Consider the following 17,282-nt stretch of genomic DNA (forward strand, 5'->3'; position numbering starts at 1 on the left):
CGTGGGGCGCGAGGCCCGCGCCAACGCAGGCATGTCCGCGTGCTTGCACGACAGGACACGCCGTAGCTTGCGGGGAGCGCATCCATGACCGACCACCGCGACGACGATTTCCGCGTGCGTCCCAGCGCCCCGAAGAACCGGGGCAAGGGCCAGGGCCAGAGCTTCGTTTCCAAGGTGCTCAAGCAGGCGGGCAAGGCCAGCGGCGGCAAGTCCTCGATACGCCATTCCGCCGTGTCCGGCGGCCAGCGCGCAGGCCAGCGGCCCGGCTCGCGCCTGGGGCGCGGCCACACGGCGGCGCGTTTCGCCGGGGCGAAGCTGACGCCCATGTCGCGGCGCGTGACCATCAAGACGCTGCTGGTCAATCACCAACGGGCCAGCCCGCAGTCACTCGCCAAGCACCTGCGCTACATCGAGCGCGACGGTGCGGGCCGCGATGGCGAGCCGGGTCTGGCCTACGGGGCGCAGGCCGACGATGCCGACCTTGAAGCCTTGAAGGAACGCTGTGCCGATGACCGGCACCATTTCCGCTTCATCGTCTCGCCCGAGGATGGCGCCGAACTGGACGACCTGCGCACCTACACGCGGCATCTGGTGAACCGCATGGAAGCTGACTTGGGCACGCGGCTGGATTGGGTGGCGGTGGATCACTGGAACACCGACAACCCGCACACCCACCTGATCGTGCGCGGACGCGACGACACCGGCAAAGACCTCATCATCGCGGGCGACTACATCGCCCACGGCTTCCGCCACCGGGCCGCCGAGCTGGCGACGGAATGGCTGGGGCCGCGCACTGAACTGGAGATCCAGCAGACCTTGCAGCGCGAGGTGGAACAAGAGCGGTGGACGAGCCTCGACTGCACGCTGCAACGCGAGGCCGGCGAGGATGGCCGGGTGCAGATCGAACGCTTCAATGAACCAAAGCTGCAACGCCAGCGCCTGCTGTTGATCGGCCGCCTGCAACGCTTGCAGCGCATGGGCCTGGCCGACGAGACGCAGCCCGGCACCTGGGCCGTCCATGCGGATGCCGAGAAGACCTTGCGCGCCCTGGGCGAGCGCGGCGACATCATCCGCACCATGCAGCGGGCCATGAGCGGCCAGCCGCGCGAGCTGGCGGTGTTCGAGCCCGGCGACGACGGCCGCACCGTCATCGGCCGCGTGGCCGCCAAGGGGCTGGCCGACGAGTTGCACGACCGCGGCTATCTGGTCATCGACGGCGTGGACGGCAAGGCCCACTACGTCGCGTTGAACACCCGCGACGAGCTGGCGAACTATCCCACCGGAGCCGTGGTGGAGGTACGCGGTTCCGCCGTGGTGCGGGCGGCCGACAGGAACATCGCCGCGTTGGCGAGCGATGGCCTCTACCGCACCGATCATCACCTGGCGATCGAGCAAGGCCGAGCTGAGCCCGGCCGCGACCCGCAGGAGGTCGTCGCGGCCCACGTCCGCCGGCTGGAAGCCCTGCGCCGGGCCGGCATCGTGGAGCGCGTGGCCGATGGCTTATGGAGGGTGCCGGACGACCTGGCCGAACGTGGCCGCCAGTACGACTCGCAACGGCTGGGCGGCGTGGCCGTAGAGCTGAAATCTCATCTGCCGATTGAGCGGCAGGCACGCGTGATTGGCGCCACTTGGCTCGACCAACAACTGATCGGTGGCGGCAAGGGGCTGGGCGACTCGGGCTTTGGCGGTGACGCCAAGCAAGCCATGCAGCAGCGCGCCGACTTCCTTGAAGAACAGGGGCTGGCCGAGCGGCGGGGACAGCATGTGATCCTCGCCCGGAATCTGCTGGGCACGCTGCGCAATCGAGAACTGGCGCAGGTCGCCAAGGACATTGCCGCCGAAACCGGCCTGGAGCACCGCCCGACCACAGACGGGCAACGTGTAGCAGGTATCTACCGCCGATCCGTCATGCTTGCCAGCGGGCGCTACGCGGTGCTCGATGACGGGATCGGGTTCAACTTGGTGCCGTGGAAGCCTGTGATTGAGCGGCGACTAGGACAGCAACTTGCTGCGACAGTCCGGGGCGATACGGCGGTTTGGCATTTCACGCGGCAGCGCGGGTTAAGCCAGTGATCCACCTCACGACGATGGCTTTTATGGGGTCGTCATGCCTCTCAACTTGCCGCTACGCGCAAAGACAGGTTACAATTCAAGAGCAATTTTCAAATTCACAGCCAACACTATTGGAGTATCGACCAGTGTAACTATCAGTCTCGCAGCGAGCCGTTTCCTAATTTCAATCTTCGCTCGCACGAGGCTGTATGTATGACTGGCTGTGGTTTGCCAGCCCATAGTCTTGGGCTGTTCTCTATTCCGGGATCGGAAAGAGGCATTCGCGCCTAGTCCCGTTCCAGCCTGCGGCCGAGCCTGCACCGGAATAGATCAATGATGAAATCCTTACGTCAGGACTGGTTCTCCAATGTCCGACGCGACCTGTTAGCAGGCGTTGTTGTAGCGCTTGCCCTTATCCCTGAAGCAATCGCTTTCTCGATTATCGCAGGCCTTGATCCCAAGGTCGGCCTGTATGCCTCATTCTGCATAGCCACAGTGATAGCTTTCACTGGCGGTCGCCCTGGCATGATCTCGGCAGCCACAGGCGCGATGGCATTGCTGATGGTCACCCTCGTTAAAGAGCACGGGCTGCAGTACCTGCTCGCTGCCACCGTCTTAACCGGTGTACTCCAGATCATCGCAGGCTGGCTGCAACTGGGCACGCTGATGAGATTTGTTTCACGCTCAGTTATTACTGGCTTCGTAAACGCCTTGGCCATTCTGATCTTCATGGCTCAACTGCCGGAGCTGACGAACGTAAGCTGGCACGTCTATGCCATGACGGTTGCAGGCCTGGGCATCATTTACCTCTTCCCTTACGTTACTAAGGCGATACCGTCGCCGCTTGTCGCCATCGTGGTGCTGACAGCCGTCTCGATCTTACTCGGCCTCGACATTCGCACAGTAGGCGATATGGGGCAGTTGCCCGACAACCTGCCGGTGTTCCTACTGCCCGATGTCCCGTTGAGCTTGGAGACACTCCAGATCATCTTCCCAGTATCTGCAACTTTGGCCGTAGTGGGTTTGTTGGAATCCATGATGACGGCTTCCATCGTCGATGACCTCACCGACACGAGCAGTAACAAAAACCGGGAATGCGTAGGTCAAGGCGTCGCAAATATCGCGAGCGGCTTTCTTGGCGGAATGGCCGGTTGCGCGATGATCGGTCAGTCGGTCATCAATGTGAAATCCGGTGGCCGCGGCCGTCTCTCCACATTGGCCGCTGGCGTATTTCTTCTGCTGATGGTGGTTTTTATCGGTGACTGGGTGGCCCGTATCCCAATGGCAGCACTCGTCGCTGTGATGATCATGGTGTCCATCGGCACCTTTAATTGGGCCTCGATCCGTAACTTGCGAGAGCACCCTAAAAGCTCCAGTGTGGTGATGCTCGCGACTGTCGCTATGACAGTGGGCACCCACGATCTGGCCAAAGGCGTGCTGGTTGGTGTGCTGCTCTCGGGATTTTTCTTCGCCCAAAAGGTCGGTCGGATCTTCCATGCCTCCTCGCACACGGAGGACGAAGGCCGCATGCGCGTTTACACCATTACCGGCCAAGTGTTCTTTGCATCGGCCGAACGCTTCGTCAATTCATTCGACTTCAAGGAAGCCATTGAAAAGGTGCGAATTGACGTCGGCCGCGCCCATTTCTGGGACATCACTGCGGTTAGCGCCTTGGACAAGGTAGTCATCAAATTCCGGCGAGAAGGTACGGAAGTGGAGGTGACTGGCCTGAACGAGGCCAGCGCCACGATGGTGGACAAGTTCGGGATTCACGACAAGGACGGCGCAGCGGACATGCTCGCAGGCCACTAAGAGGAGAGCAAATCATGAAAAACGAAAATAAAGTGCTTGCTTGCGTCGATCAATCACGCTACGCGGTTCATGTGGCCGACTGCGCTGCCTGGGCGGCACGCCGTATTGATGCTCCGCTGGAGCTTCTGCACGTGATCGACAGCCATCCCGAGCGGGCAACGGATGACGATCACAGCGGCGCAATCGGTATCGACGCTCAAGAGAGTCTGTTGGCACATCTGTCTGCAGAAGATGAAGCACACGCCAAGAGCGCGAGGGAGCAAGGCCGGTTGTTTTTGAACCGACTGCGCGAACGCGCAATCTTGGCAGGTGCAGCCCGTGTCGATGTGCGACAGCGCCACGGTTCTCTGGAAGATACGTTAATTGAGCAAGCGCAAGGCTTGCGTTTGCTGGCGTTGGGGCGAAGAGGCAAAGGGGCCAGAACGCACGAAAATGAGCTAGGCCATCACGTCGAAAACATTATTCGCGCTTTAAAGCTTCCGATTCTTACTGTAAGTGAAGAATTCAAGCCTCCTGAGCGCGTCATGATCGCTTTTGATGGCGGCACTGCAATTCGGCGTGGCATGGAGATGTTGTCCAGCAGCCCTTTGCTGCGAGGCTTGCCCATCAGAATTTTGATGTCTGGAAATCAATTTGGCGGTCAAGCCAAATCGCTTGAATGGGCGAAGCAAACTCTGTCGAGAGCGAGCTCTGAAGTGACCGCTTCGCTAGTGCCCGGAGATGCCGGAGCAGTGGTCGAAAAGGCAGTGAAAGAACAGGAAATTGACCTGCTCATTATGGGGGCATTCAGTCACTCGCCACTGCGCGCTCTTCTGTTCGGAAGCAAGACGGCTGAATTACTGCGTTCGTCACACATTCCAATTCTTCTACTGCGTTAAGTCTTGATCAACGCCACTAATTGGCTGTCAGGTTTGAGCCAAACCGATCACCGTCAACCGGCAATACATCTGGATGGGAAGTTTGAAGCGAACTAGTTGATCTGCGCTGCATAAGGCGATTTGTCCCGCTGATAACAACCTGTCCTTTTAGAAGTTTTCAACACATTGGCGGTTCATGACGAGAGTTTGTTGAAAGGCGCGCGTGAGCGGTGGCCACGCGCCTATGGACAGGGAGATTCCTATGGAATTGCGTCATCTACGCTGCTTCTTGGCCGTCGCAGAAGAACTGCACTTCGCACGCGCCGCTGAAAAACTACACATCGAGCAATCGCCGTTATCGCGCACCATTAAAGAACTAGAAGCTGATGTCGGCGAGCAGCTATTCATCCGTACTAGCCGCAGCACTCGATTGACACGGGCAGGGAAGCTTTTCCTCGAGCATGTTCCTCGCATCTTCACGGCCTTACAGCAGGCTCGCGATAGCGTTAAGGCAGCGGCCAATGGCTTTCATGGGCAACTGCGCATCGCTCTGTCTGACGGCATCACGCCTTCACGTTTACCGACGTTACTCGCGCTATGTCGGCAGGAGGAACCCGAAGTCGATTTGCGCCTTTTCGAGGTGCCGCTTTCTCAACAGATCAAGGGGCTACATGACGATCTATACGATGTTGGGTTTGCGCAGTGGAACAAAGTCGGCCAAGGTATCGTAGCCGAGGCGGCGTGGCGTGATGCGTTAATGGTGGCAGTGCCTGCGCGGCATCCATTGCTCAGGTACAAGCGCATTCCGCTTGAAGAGGTTCTGCGTCATCCACTAGTGCTTTGTGATCCTTCGATTTGCGAAGGGCATGCCCGGCAGGTTGACGGCATGCTTCAGCGAGCAGGCCTGGAACCGCTGATTGCAGAACGTGTTGCGTCCTTCGACCTAATGATGGCGCTAGTGGCAGCAGGCTTTGCCTTGGGTTTAGCCGGAGCGCCACATATCACAGGTAGCCGCGAACCCGGCGTAGTCGCCCGTTCGCTGGCAGGGCGAACTCCCATGCTCGTTACGTATGTGCTGTACCGCGAGGACGAGTTCACCGAATCGGTGACACGATTCAAACAGCGCGTCCACGCAATCGACTCTCCCGAAGGGACGGAAAAACCCACGTTTTAAACCCTATCTGCGAGAGGATGTCGGATCATGATTTTGAAGCTGATTGCCCCGTTCTTGCTGGTTGCTGCAATCACCGCCTGCGGCCCATCCGAGCCGTCGAACCAGGAAGCTATTGTGCCGACCGTCGAAGAGCTGGCCGCCGATCCCGAGCGCTTGAAGGAACTGCGCCTCCAGTGCAAGACCGAGCGCCCGACGATGGGCGACGTGCTGTGCAACCGGGTGGCCGAAGCGACGAACAAGCGCTTCTTCGGCGACGGCAAGGTGCCTTACACGCCATCGGAAACGCCGCCGAAGTTCTGACCGTTGGCGGCTTGCCGCATATCCTGTTTTTCTTTCTTAACACGCCGCAGCGCGCTCATGCCTGCGGCGTTCTTATTGGCTTTGTCCCTGCATGAAACCATGCTTTCTGCATCACCTTGCTGCCGATAACGGTCTTTGACCGGCACTGAACCGACACCGATCCTGACGTCTGCGGCACGCCTTCGTGCCGCGTTTTCCACGGGGAATCGGCGCAGGAGAAATCGGAGGCCAAGGTATGCAGGCTCAAGGTGTGTTGTTCGGGCAGATCGCCGCCGTGTTCGGCATCGTGATCGCCGGTGTGTGGGTTGCCACGCAATGGACAGCCGCAGCCTTGGGCTACCAACTACGCCTGGGCTCGCCCTGGTTCGACTTCCACGGCAAGCCGGTCTATTACCCGTGGAAGCTTTTCGAGTGGTGGTTCTTCTTCGATGCCTACGCGCCGCAGGTCTTCGACACCGGCGGCATGATCGCGGCAAGCAGCGGCCTGCTGGCCGTGGCGGTCGCCATCGCCATGTCGGTGTGGCGCTCGCGCCAGGCGCGCAAAGTGACGACCTATGGCTCGGCCCGCTGGGCCGATGCCGCCGACATTCGCAAGGCCGGGCTGACGCAGCCTGCTGGCGTCTTTCTCGGCCAGCATGACGGCCACTACCTGCGGCACGAAGGGCCGGAACACGTCCTGACCTTTGCGCCGACGCGCTCCGGCAAGGGCGTGGGCCTGGTGGTGCCGACGCTGCTGTCCTGACCGGCATCCGCCGTCATCCATGACATAAAGGGTGAGAACTGGCAGATCACCGCTGGCTGGCGCAGTCGATTCAGCCACTGCCTGCTGTTCAACCCGACCGATGCCAGTTCAGCGGCCTACAACCCGCTGCTGGAAGTAAGGCGCGGCGCGCATGAGGTACGCGACGTGCAGAACATCGCCGATATCCTGGTCGATCCCGAAGGCGCGCTGGAGAAACGCAACCACTGGGAAAAGACCAGCCACGCGCTGCTGGTCGGGGCGATCCTGCATGTGCTGTACGCGGGGGAAGACAAGACGCTGCGCGGCGTCGCCAACTTCCTCAGTGATCCGGCCAGCCCGTTCGAGCTGACCTTGCACCGGATGATGACGACCAAGCACCTGGGCGGTGCCCAGCATCCCGTCGTTGCATCCGCTGCCCGCGAAGTGCTCAACAAGTCGGACAACGAGCGGTCGGGCGTGCTGTCCACCGCCATGTCGTTCCTTGGTCTGTACCGTGATCCGACCGTGGCGGAAGTCACTTCGCGCTGCGACTGGCGCATCGGCGACCTGATCGCAGCAGAGTATCCGGTATCGCTGTATCTGGTAGTGCCGCCTTCCGACATTTCGCGCACCAAGCCGCTGATCCGGCTGATCCTCAACCAGATCGGCCGGCGGCTCACCGAATCGCTCGATGGCAGTGACGGTATCGAGCGCCGGCACAAGCTGCTGCTGATGCTCGATGAGTTCCCGGCGCTTGGCCGTCTGGACTTCTTCGAGACGGCGCTGGCCTTCATGGCGGGCTACGGCATCCGCAGCTTTCTGATCGCGCAGTCGCTCAACCAGATCGACAAGGCGTACGGGCAGAACCATTCGATTCTGGACAACTGCCATGTGCGCGTGACCTTCGCCACCAACGACGAACGAACCGCCAAGCGTATTTCAGAAACTTTGGGCACCGCCACTGAGTTGCGCGCCCAGCGCAACTACGCAGGCCACCGGCTTGCACCGTGGCTGGGGCACCTGATGGTGTCACGCCAGGAAACCGCACGTCCGCTGCTGACGCCGGGCGAAGTGATGCAACTACCGACCGATGAAGCGGTGGTGATGGTGTCCAGCGTCGCACCGATCAAGGCGAAGAAGCTGCGCTACTTCGCCGACGCCAATTTCAAACAACGGGTATTGCCCCCGCCTGTAGTAACGGCTGGCCCCTACGCCGATGTACCGCCTGCACGACCTGACGATTGGAGCGGCCTGGCAATACCCGCGGTTCCTGCGGCACCGGCCACGGCATCCGCCGATGACCTGGAGGCCTTGGGCTCGACTGACGACGGCGGCCCACGCCGCCAGCCCGAACTGTCGGAAGCCATCGCCTATGCCCCCGAGATGGACGCCCCGACCAGCGATCTGTCGCTGCTCGATGACGACGACATGCCCCCGGTGCTTCCCGACCAGCTCGACCCCGCACTGCAACGCACGGCGCGACTGGCTTCTCTCGACCCCAACGACGGAATCAACCTATGAGCCAATACCGATTGAACCTGTTCATTCAGCACGAGCACGCCAAGCGCCTGGACGAGCTAGCCACGAAGAAAGGCGTCTCGAAGTCCAGCATCGTCGCCGCTGCCTTGGCGTCCTGGCTGTCGCCCGATGCTGGCGACCAGCGTGAGGCCGCCATCGCCAAGCGGCTGGATCGTCTGTCGCGGCAGGCCGAGCGTCTGGAGCGTGACCAGAACATCCAGATCGAAACGCTGGCGCTGTTCATCCGCTACTACCTGACCGTCAGTACGCCGGTGCCCGAAGCCCATCAGGATGCGGCTCGCGCTCAGGGCAAGGCTCGTTTCGAGCAGTTCGTCGAACAGTTGGGTCGGCACCTGATGCGTGGCCGCAGCCTGGTGCGCGACGTGGTGGAAGAACTGCACCCCCAAGGTCGTGAGTTCGGCATGCGCATGGACGACGCGGCGGCGTTGGCCGAAGCCCATCAACGCACAGCGGAGCGTGCGTCATGAGTGCCGTTCCACAGACCCCGCCCGATCCACGCTCATCCGCTGAGGCGTCCCAGGATCGCCGCATCCAGATGCTGCGCACGGCGATGGGGCCGGTGATCGCTGCTGCGCTGGAAGACCCGGACGTTGTGGAGGTGATGCTTAACCCCGACCGGACATTGTGGGTGGATCGGCTGTCCTCTGGCCGTGCGCCGCTCGGCGTCGAACTGCCCGAGGCCGATGGCGAACGCATCATCCGCCTGGTGGCCGCCCACGTCGGTGCGGAGGTACATCGCGGCCAACCGCTCTTGACTGCCGAGCTGCCGGAGACGGGCGAACGCTTCGAGGGCATCTTGCCGCCCGCTGCACCTGGCCCGGCCTTTGCGCTGCGCAAGCGTGCCGTGAGCATCATCGGTCTGGATCGCTATGTGGCCGAAGGCATCCTGACTGCTGGGCAGGCCGAGTTTCTGCGTCACGCCGTGCGCGAGCGGCACAACATCCTAATCGCCGGAGGCACCAGTACCGGCAAGACCACGCTGGCCAATGCCTTGCTGGCCGAGATCGCCGCCACCGGCGACCGCGTACTGGTGCTCGAAGACACCATCGAACTGCAATGCGCTGCCCGTGACCATGTGCCGCTGCGCACCCGCGCAGGCGTGGTGTCGATGCAAGAGCTGGTGCGCGCCACGATGCGGCTGCGCCCGGATCGCGTGATCGTCGGCGAAGTGCGCGGCGGCGAAGCGCTGGATCTGGTGAAGGTCTGGGGCACTGGCCACCCCGGTGGCATCGCCACCATCCATGCCGGCTCCGCCTTGGGTGCGCTGCTGCGCCTGGAACAACTGATCCTCGAAGTGGCGGTGCATCCGCCCCGCGCCCTGATCGCCGAGGCGGTCAATGTCGTGATCCACATCGCAGGCCGTGGACGCAAGCGCCACGTCGAAACCATTTCTCGCGTCGTCGGTTTCGACGGCGAGGGCTACCGCCTGGCGGATGCGCTGGAAGCACCGTTCTCCGAGCTTCCGCCGGTTCCTCTTGCAGCCGCTGCCGCTGCGCCTTCCTCGATCCCTGACCAACCTGGAGAACTGCCATGACGCAGATGCACGTTCCTGCTTTCCGCTTTTCCGTAAATCCGCTTTCCCACCTGTCCAGCCTGGCACGACTGCGTAGCCTGGCCCGCCCCGCACGGCAAGGGCTGCTGCTGGCAGCGCTGCTGCTGTTCCTGGCCGGAACCGCGCAGGCGGCCGGTTCCTCGATGCCGTGGGAAGGCCCGCTGCAATCCATTTTGGAGTCGATCCAGGGGCCGGTGGCTCGCATCGTCGCGGTCATCATCATTATTGCGACGGGCCTGGCGCTGGCCTTCGGTGATACCAGCGGTGGCTTCCGCAAGCTGATTCAGATCGTCTTCGGCCTGTCCATCGCCTTCGCGGCTTCGAGCTTCTTCCTGTCGTTCTTTAGCTTCTCCGGCGGGGCCGTCGTATGAGCACGGCCACCGATCTTCCGGGGTTTGAAGTGCCGCTGCATCGCTCACTGACCGAGCCGATCCTGCTGGGCGGTGCGCCGCGCACCGTAGCGATCGCCAACGGCACGCTAGCCGCCGCCGTCGGGCTGGGCCTGCAACTGTGGATTCCCGGCGTGGTGATGTGGATCGTCGGCCATTCGCTGGCGGTTTGGGGGGCGCGTGTCGATCCGCAGTTCATGCAGGTCTTCGCCCGGCACATCAAACACAAGCCGCTGCTGGACGCATAGGGAGAAGCCGACATGCTGAACCTTGCCGAATACCGCCAGCGGCCAGCGCTCTTGGCCGACTGGTTGCCTTGGGCCGGGCTGATCGCGACGGGCGTGGTACTGAACAAGGATGGCTCGTTCCAGCGCACGGCACGCTTTCGCGGGCCGGATCTGGACAGCGCCACGCAAGGCGAACTAATAGCTACATCAGCGCGGCTGAACAACGCACTGCGCCGGCTTGGTTCGGGCTGGGCCTTGTTCATCGAAGCCGAGCGCCGCCCGGCAGCAGGCTATCCACGCTCCGAATTCCCGGAGCCGTTGTCATGGCTGGTGGATGAAGAACGCCGCGCGGCCTTCGAGGAATCCGGCCAGCATTTTGAGAGTGCCTATCACTTCACACTTGCCTATCTTCCACCAGAAGAGTCCCGCGCCCGCGCCGCCAAAATGCTCTATGAGAACCCGCCAGGCGATGGCGTGGACTGGCGTGGGCGGCTGGAAGCCTTCGTGGCGGAAACGGATCGCGTGTTCGACTTGCTCGACGGCGTGATGCCGGAAATCGCCTGGCTCGATGACAGCCAGACACTGAGCTACCTGCACGCCACGGTGTCCATGCGGCGCTACCGCGTCGGTGTGCCCGACGTGCCGTTCCATATCGACGCACTGTTGGCCGACTGCGCCCTGGTCGGTGGTCTGGCGCCCATGCTGGGCGACCAGCACCTGCGCGTGGTGTCGGTGCGAGGCTTTCCGACTTCGACGTGGCCAGGGATTCTGGACGACCTCAACCGCCTGGGCTTTGGCTACCGCTGGAGCACGCGCTTTTTGTGCCTGGACAAAGCTGAGGCGGAAAAAGAACTCGGCCGCCTGCGCCGCCAGTGGTTTGCCAAACGCAAGAACGTCGTCGCGCTGTTGCGCGAAACGATCTTCCAGCAGGAAAGCCCGCTGGTCGATACCGATGCTAGCAACAAGGCGGCCGACGCCGATGCCGCCTTGCAGGAACTGGGCAGCGATCAAGTCGCTTTCGGCTACCTCACCGTCACTGTGACGGTGCTCGATGCCGACCCGGCCGTAGCCGACGAGAAGCTGCGCATGGTGGAGCGCGTCATCCAGGGCCGGGGCTTCGTGACCATCCCCGAGACCCTCAATGCAGTCGATGCCTGGCTGTCGTCCATCCCTGGCAATGCCTATGCCAACGTGCGTCAGCCCATCGTCTCGACGCTGAACCTGGCGCACATGATGCCGCTGTCAGCGGTGTGGGCCGGGCCGGAGAAGAACGCGCATCTGGATGGCCCGCCGTTGATCGTCACCCGCACCGATGGCGCGACGCCTTTTCGCTTGGTCACGCACATCGGCGACGTGGGCCACACGCTGGTCGCCGGGCCGACCGGCATGGGCAAGTCGGTCTTGCTCGCTACGCTGGCGATGCAGTTTCGCCGCTATCCCGGCTCGCGCATCTTCGCCTTCGATATGGGCCGCTCCATGCGTGCCACAATCCTCGGGCTGGGCGGCGAGCATTACGACCTAGGCAATGACGGGGCGATTGCTTTCCAGCCATTGGCCCGCATCGACCAGGAGGGCTACCGCACCTGGGCCGCCGAATGGGTGGAAGGCCGCCTGCTGCATGAAGGTGTCTCCATTGGCCCGGACGAGAAGGCCGCGATCTGGTCGGCACTCGGCAGCCTCGCCGGCGCGCCGGTGGAGCAGCGCACGCTGACGGGCCTCTCGGTGCTGCTGCAATCGAACGCACTGCGCCAGGCGCTCGCGCCCTATGTGCTGGGTGGTGCCCACGGCAAGCTGCTGGACGCCGATTCTGATCGGCTGGGTTCCGGCAGCGTGCAGGGCTTCGAGATGGAAGAGCTGATGCACAGCAAGGCGGCAGTGCTGGCCGTGCTGGGCTACCTGTTCGCCCGCTTCGATGAACGCTTCGACGGCGCGCCCACGCTGTTGATCCTCGATGAAGCCTGGCTGTTCCTCGATGATCCGGTGTTCGCTGCCCGCATCCGCCAGTGGCTCAAAACGCTGCGCAAGAAGAACGTCAGCGTCATCTTCGCCACGCAGTCGCTGGCCGACATCAAGGATTCAAGTATTGCACCGGCAGTGATCGAAAGCTGCGCCAGCCGGATTTTTCTCCCTAACCCACAGGCGACCGAGCCTCAGATCCGCACGATCTACGAGGGCTTCGGCCTCAACAGCCGCCAGATCGAGATCGTGGCGACCGCGCAGCCCAAGCGTGACTACTACTACCAATCGCGCCTGGGCAATCGCCTGTTCGACCTCGACCTGGGGCCAGCAACTTTGGCCTTCGCCGGGGCATCCACTCCGCAAGACCAACGCGACATGGATCGCGTGCTGCTGGACGCAGGCACACCGGGCTTCGCCGGTGCCTGGCTGCGTCATCGTGGCCTCGATTGGGCCGCTGATCTGCTGCCGTCCTCGCCGGCGGCAGCGTCCTTCCTCGCTTCTCAACCCCAGGAGGTTTCACCATGAAAACCCAACCCCGTTTGCGGTCCGTCTCGCTCGCCGCCGTGCTGTCGGCATCGCTGCTGGCCGTGCAGCCTGCATCCGCGCTGACGGTGTTCGACCCGTCCAACTTCGTGCAGAACACGCTGACCGCCGTGCGCACGCTGGAGCAGATCAATAATCAGATCAACCAGCTTCAGAACGAAGCGCAGATGCTGATGAACCAGGCGCGCAATCTGACGAATCTGGACTTCAACATCGTCAATCGCCTGCGCTCGACGCTGGCGACCACCGAGCGGCTGATCGCCGAGGCTCGCGGCCTGGCCTACGACGTGCAGAGCATGGATGCCACCTTCGCCCGGCTGTACCCGGAGCAGTACGCCGCGACCGTCAGCGGCGACCAGATGCTGCGCGACGCGCAGGAACGCTGGAAGAACACCTTGAACGGCCTGCATACCGCGATGCGGATGCAGGCGCAGGTGTCGCAGAACCTGGCGCAAGACGAAAGCGCGCTGTCCGACCTGGTCAGCCAGAGTCAGTCCGCCACCGGCGCACTGCAAGCCATGCAGGCGACCAATCAGCTTCTGGCCTTGCAGGCCAAGCAGTCGATCCAGGCGCAGCAGCTCCAGATCACGCAGGAACGCGCCGCCGCGCTGGAACTGGCACGCCAAGCAGCGGCTGTCGAACGCGGCCGGGAAGTGACGCGCCGCTTCCTAGGCGACGGCACGCCATACACGCCGCAGCGCGTGGATTTCTACGGCAACTGACGGGAGACGGCCATGCGATGCGTTTCCTTGCTGCTGCCCGTGCTGCTGGTCGCTTGCAGCCAGCAGCCGACCGAAGACCTGGCCGCAGCCTTGGCTGCCAATCCCGCGCGGCTCAAGGTTTTGCGTGCGCAGTGTGCAGCCGACCGGGCTACGGCAGGCGAAGACGCTTGCCTGGCTGCGGCTGAAGCCTTCCGGCGGCGCTTCTTCGCCGGTGAAACCGGGCCTGACGAGTTCCACACGCTGGCCGATCTGCCGCCGATCCCACCGAGCTTCGACACACCCATCAGTGACCAGGACGCCATGCCCTTCGAGGGGGACGTGCCATGAATGACGTGACAGTGATCGACCGATTCCTCGCTACCTTCTCGCGCTACATCGACTCGGGCTTTGGGCTGCTGCAGGGCGAAGTCGCGTTCCTGACCGCCACGCTGATCGTCATCGACATGACCATCGCTGGGCTGTACTGGGCGATGAGCCACGCCACCGGCCAGGGCGATGACTTGATCGCAAAACTGCTGCGCAAGGTGCTTTACGTCGGCGCCTTCGCCTACATCATCAACAACTTCAACTGGCTGGCCAGCATCGTCTTCCGCTCGTTCGCGGGCCTGGGCCTAACGGCCAGCGGCTCGACGATGAGCATGGGCGAATTTCTGCAACCGGGCCGCCTGGCCAAGACCGGCATCGACGCGGCAGCGCCGATTCTTGAGCAGATCAGCGACATGGCGGGCTTCCCCGAGGTGTTCGTGAACATGACGCCCATCGTGGTCATGTTCCTGGCCTGGGCCGTGGTGATCCTGTGCTTCTTCGTGCTGGCGATCCAGCTTTTCATCACGTTGATCGAGTTCAAGCTGACCACGCTGGCGGGCTTCGTGCTGGTGCCTTTCGCCTTGTGGAACAAGACCTCGTTCCTCGCCGAAAAGGTGCTGGGCAACGTGGTGTCCTCGGGCATCAAGGTGCTGGTGCTGGCCGTCATCGTTGGCATCGGCTCGGGCCTGTTTGCCGAGTTCCAAGTGCATCCGGCCGAGCCGTCCATCGACCATGCGGTGGTCATCATGCTGGCCTCGCTCACGCTGCTGGCGTTGGGGATCTTCGGGCCGGGCATTGCCACCGGGCTGGTATCCGGTGCACCGCAGCTTGGCGCAGGCGCGATGGCTGGTGCTGCGATTGGTGCCGCAGGCGCGGCGGTTGCCGTAGGTGCCGCAGCCACCGGCGTGGGCGGTGCTGTGATGGCCGGTGCGCGCATGGCACCGGCTGCCGCCAAGCTCGCCGGGTCTGGTGCGCGGGCTGCAACCTCGGCGGCTGGCAGCGCGAAGTCGGCTTTCCAGGCCGGTTCCGCCGCTGCGGGCGGCGGAGCCAAGGGCGCGATGGCCGGGCTGGGCAGTGTTGCCAAGGGCGGCGCACAGGCCGCTGGCCAGCGCGCTGGTGCTGGCATCAAGGCAGCAGCGGCCAAGGCTGCAGCGCCATTCAAAGCAGGCTGGCAAGGCTCTGGTGCCGATGGCGGCTCAGGCGGTGGCACTGCGGGGCCAGCCGCCGCAGGCGATGCCGCTGGCAACACAGCCAACGCGCAAAAACAAGAGCAGCCCGGTTGGGCCAAAAACCTGCAACGCCGCCAACGACTCATCCAGGCCACCACTACGGCCGCGCACACGCTGCGCGGTGGCGACGGCGGCGGTTCGGGCCAAGGCCCGAGCCTGCGGGATTCCGATAGCTGACTTTCAAGGAGAACTCCATGCGATTCAAACGACCGCAGGTGCGCTATGCCGATACGCCGCAGCCTGCCACTCCGTATCAAGCCGCTGCCCAGGTGTGGGACGAGCGCATCGGCTCGGCCCGCGTGCAGGCCAAGAACTGGCGGCTGATGGCCTTCGGCTGCCTGGTGCTCGCATTGCTGATGGCCGGCGGCCTGGTGTGGCGCTCGGCCCAATCCATCGTCACGCCCTATGTCATCGAGGTCGATCAGTCCGGCCAGGTGCGCACCGTGGGCGAAGCGGCCACGCCGTATCGGCCCACCGATGCGCAGACGGCACACCACATCGCGCGCTTCGTGACGCTGGTGCGCTCGCTGTCCATTGACCCCATCGTCGTGCGCCAGAACTGGCTCGATGCTTACGACTACACCACCGATCGTGGCGCGGCGGTGCTCAACGACTATGCGCGGGTGAATGACCCGTTTGCCCGCATCGGCAAGGAATCGGTGACGGTGCAGATCACCAGTGTGGTTCGCGCCAGCGAGGCGTCGTTCAACGTGCGCTGGACAGAGCGCCGCTACGTCAATGGCGCGGCGACCGGGCTGGAGCGATGGACGGCGGTGGTGTCCATCGTGCAGCAGACCCCGCGCACCGAAGAACGCCTGCGCCGCAACCCGCTGGGCATCTACGTCAATGGCTTGTCGTGGAGCCGTGAACTGGATTCTTCTGAAGGAGCCAAACCATGAATGCACGTTTCCGTAAAACCGCATTGCCGGTGATCCTGCTGGCATCGACTGTCCTGTTTGCGGGCTGCGCCACGCAGGGCAAGCCGCCGCCGGTGATCTCGCTCGATGAGCCGGTGCAGGCTCAGCCATTGCCCGAGCCGCCCACGCCCATCGAAGTGGTGGCAGTGCCCGAACCGTTGGCATTGCCCGGACAGTTGAAACCGCTGCCGGACGTTGATGCGACCCCGGCTTCACCGGAGCCTGCCGACGAGAAGGTGCGCGTTTCGCGTGCCAATGCCGAGGCGCGCATTGCGCCGACCCGTGAGGGCTACGTCAATGCGATCCAGGTCTGGCCCTTCACTGACGGCGCGCTGTATCAGGTCTATGCGTCCGTGGGCCGCGTGACCGTGATCGCGCTCCAGCCCGGCGAGGAACTGGTGACGGTCGCTGCGGGCGATACCGTGCGCTGGATCGTGGGCGACACCTCCAGCGGCAGCGGGGCCGATCTGCGCGTCAATGTGCTGGTCAAGCCTATCCGTTCCGGGTTGAAGACCAATCTGGTCATCACCACCAGCCGCAGGACGTACCTGCTGGAACTGACTTCGACCGACAAGGCATGGATGGCGTCCGTGTCCTAGGACTATCCCAAGGATCGAATGCTGGCCTTGCAGCGCCAGGCCCAAGCCGCCAACGCTGCCGCGCCGGTCGATGCAGGCTTGTCGCTGGAGAACATCCGGTTTCGCTATGCAATCAGCGGCAGCAATCCACCGTGGAAGCCGCTGCGCGCCTTCGACGATGGCGAGAAGGTCTATATCCAGTTTCCTGCAGGCATCGCCCAGGGCGAGCTGCCGCCGCTGTTTGTCATCGGCGCGCAGGGCCATGGGCAACTGGTGAACTACCGCTTCCGGTCGCCGTACTACATCGTGGATCGGCTGTTCGGTGCGGCCGAACTGCGCCTAGGGGCCGACAAGGGCGACGTGGTGCGCATCGAGCGCACGGATGGCATTGCTGGGAGGAACTGA

General features: G+C 63.2%; 14 protein-coding genes and 2 pseudogenes. All 16 read left to right on the forward strand.

The features are described from left to right. Positions 1-84: 84 nt before the first annotated feature. The 16 genes and pseudogenes from N5J29_RS14855 (at position 85) to trbG (ending at position 17,282) form a co-directional block, all read left to right on the forward strand. Positions 85-2,073 carry a relaxase/mobilization nuclease and DUF3363 domain-containing protein gene (locus N5J29_RS14855; protein ID WP_019043455.1) on the forward strand — a complete coding sequence of 663 codons (1,989 nt, stop codon included), beginning with the start codon at positions 85-87 and terminating at the stop codon, positions 2,071-2,073. 312 nt (positions 2,074-2,385) lie between these two features. Next, the gene (locus N5J29_RS14860; protein ID WP_019043456.1) at positions 2,386-3,864 is read left to right on the forward strand and encodes a SulP family inorganic anion transporter; all 1,479 of its coding nucleotides are present in this window, start codon (positions 2,386-2,388) and stop codon (positions 3,862-3,864) included. 14 nt (positions 3,865-3,878) lie between these two features. Beyond that, positions 3,879-4,742 carry a universal stress protein gene (locus N5J29_RS14865; RefSeq protein WP_019043457.1) on the forward strand — a complete coding sequence of 288 codons (864 nt, stop codon included), beginning with the start codon at positions 3,879-3,881 and terminating at the stop codon, positions 4,740-4,742. 241 nt (positions 4,743-4,983) lie between these two features. After that, the gene (locus N5J29_RS14870) at positions 4,984-5,895 is read left to right on the forward strand and encodes a LysR substrate-binding domain-containing protein (protein ID WP_023083103.1); all 912 of its coding nucleotides are present in this window, start codon (positions 4,984-4,986) and stop codon (positions 5,893-5,895) included. A gap of 33 nt (positions 5,896-5,928) precedes the next feature. Then, complete coding sequence (locus N5J29_RS14875; RefSeq protein WP_024570447.1) at positions 5,929-6,195, forward strand: EexN family lipoprotein; 267 nt, start codon at positions 5,929-5,931, stop codon at positions 6,193-6,195. 235 nt (positions 6,196-6,430) lie between these two features. Beyond that, a pseudogene (locus N5J29_RS14880) lies at positions 6,431-8,437 on the forward strand (conjugal transfer protein TraG). Then, positions 8,434-8,922 (forward strand): hypothetical protein, encoded by a 489-nt coding sequence (locus N5J29_RS14885; RefSeq protein WP_023083102.1) that lies wholly within the window; start codon positions 8,434-8,436, stop codon positions 8,920-8,922. The pseudogene N5J29_RS14880 and the gene N5J29_RS14885 overlap by 4 nt, the downstream one beginning before the upstream one ends. After that, the gene (trbB, locus tag N5J29_RS14890; protein WP_019043462.1) at positions 8,919-9,989 is read left to right on the forward strand and encodes a P-type conjugative transfer ATPase TrbB; all 1,071 of its coding nucleotides are present in this window, start codon (positions 8,919-8,921) and stop codon (positions 9,987-9,989) included. Before N5J29_RS14885 ends, trbB begins: the two co-directional genes overlap by 4 nt. Then, the gene (locus N5J29_RS14895; protein WP_019043463.1) at positions 9,986-10,378 is read left to right on the forward strand and encodes a TrbC/VirB2 family protein; all 393 of its coding nucleotides are present in this window, start codon (positions 9,986-9,988) and stop codon (positions 10,376-10,378) included. The genes trbB and N5J29_RS14895 overlap by 4 nt, the downstream gene beginning before the upstream one ends. Then, complete coding sequence (locus N5J29_RS14900; RefSeq protein ID WP_019043464.1) at positions 10,375-10,644, forward strand: VirB3 family type IV secretion system protein; 270 nt, start codon at positions 10,375-10,377, stop codon at positions 10,642-10,644. Before N5J29_RS14895 ends, N5J29_RS14900 begins: the two co-directional genes overlap by 4 nt. Positions 10,645-10,656: 12 nt before the next feature. Further along, entirely contained in the window at positions 10,657-13,107 is a 2,451-nt protein-coding gene (gene trbE, locus N5J29_RS14905; RefSeq protein ID WP_019043465.1) for a conjugal transfer protein TrbE, read from the forward strand. Beyond that, on the forward strand, positions 13,104-13,847 hold the full coding sequence (gene trbJ / locus N5J29_RS14910; RefSeq protein WP_023083101.1) for a P-type conjugative transfer protein TrbJ: 744 nt from the start codon (positions 13,104-13,106) through the stop codon (positions 13,845-13,847). The genes trbE and trbJ overlap by 4 nt, the downstream gene beginning before the upstream one ends. Before the next feature lie 12 nt (positions 13,848-13,859). Continuing rightward, positions 13,860-14,174 (forward strand): hypothetical protein, encoded by a 315-nt coding sequence (locus N5J29_RS14915; protein ID WP_023083100.1) that lies wholly within the window; start codon positions 13,860-13,862, stop codon positions 14,172-14,174. Next, the gene (trbL, locus tag N5J29_RS14920) at positions 14,171-15,559 is read left to right on the forward strand and encodes a P-type conjugative transfer protein TrbL (RefSeq protein ID WP_019043468.1); all 1,389 of its coding nucleotides are present in this window, start codon (positions 14,171-14,173) and stop codon (positions 15,557-15,559) included. Before N5J29_RS14915 ends, trbL begins: the two co-directional genes overlap by 4 nt. Before the next feature lie 17 nt (positions 15,560-15,576). Further along, positions 15,577-16,281, forward strand: coding sequence for a conjugal transfer protein TrbF (trbF, locus tag N5J29_RS14925; RefSeq protein WP_019043469.1), 705 nt, complete (start codon positions 15,577-15,579; stop codon positions 16,279-16,281). After that, a pseudogene (trbG, locus tag N5J29_RS14930) lies at positions 16,278-17,282 on the forward strand (P-type conjugative transfer protein TrbG). The gene trbF and the pseudogene trbG overlap by 4 nt, the downstream one beginning before the upstream one ends.

It is taken from the genome of Stenotrophomonas sp. GD03680 (assembly GCF_029844625.1).
In the GTDB taxonomy this organism is placed as follows: Bacteria; Pseudomonadota; Gammaproteobacteria; order Xanthomonadales; family Xanthomonadaceae; genus Stenotrophomonas; species Stenotrophomonas maltophilia_P.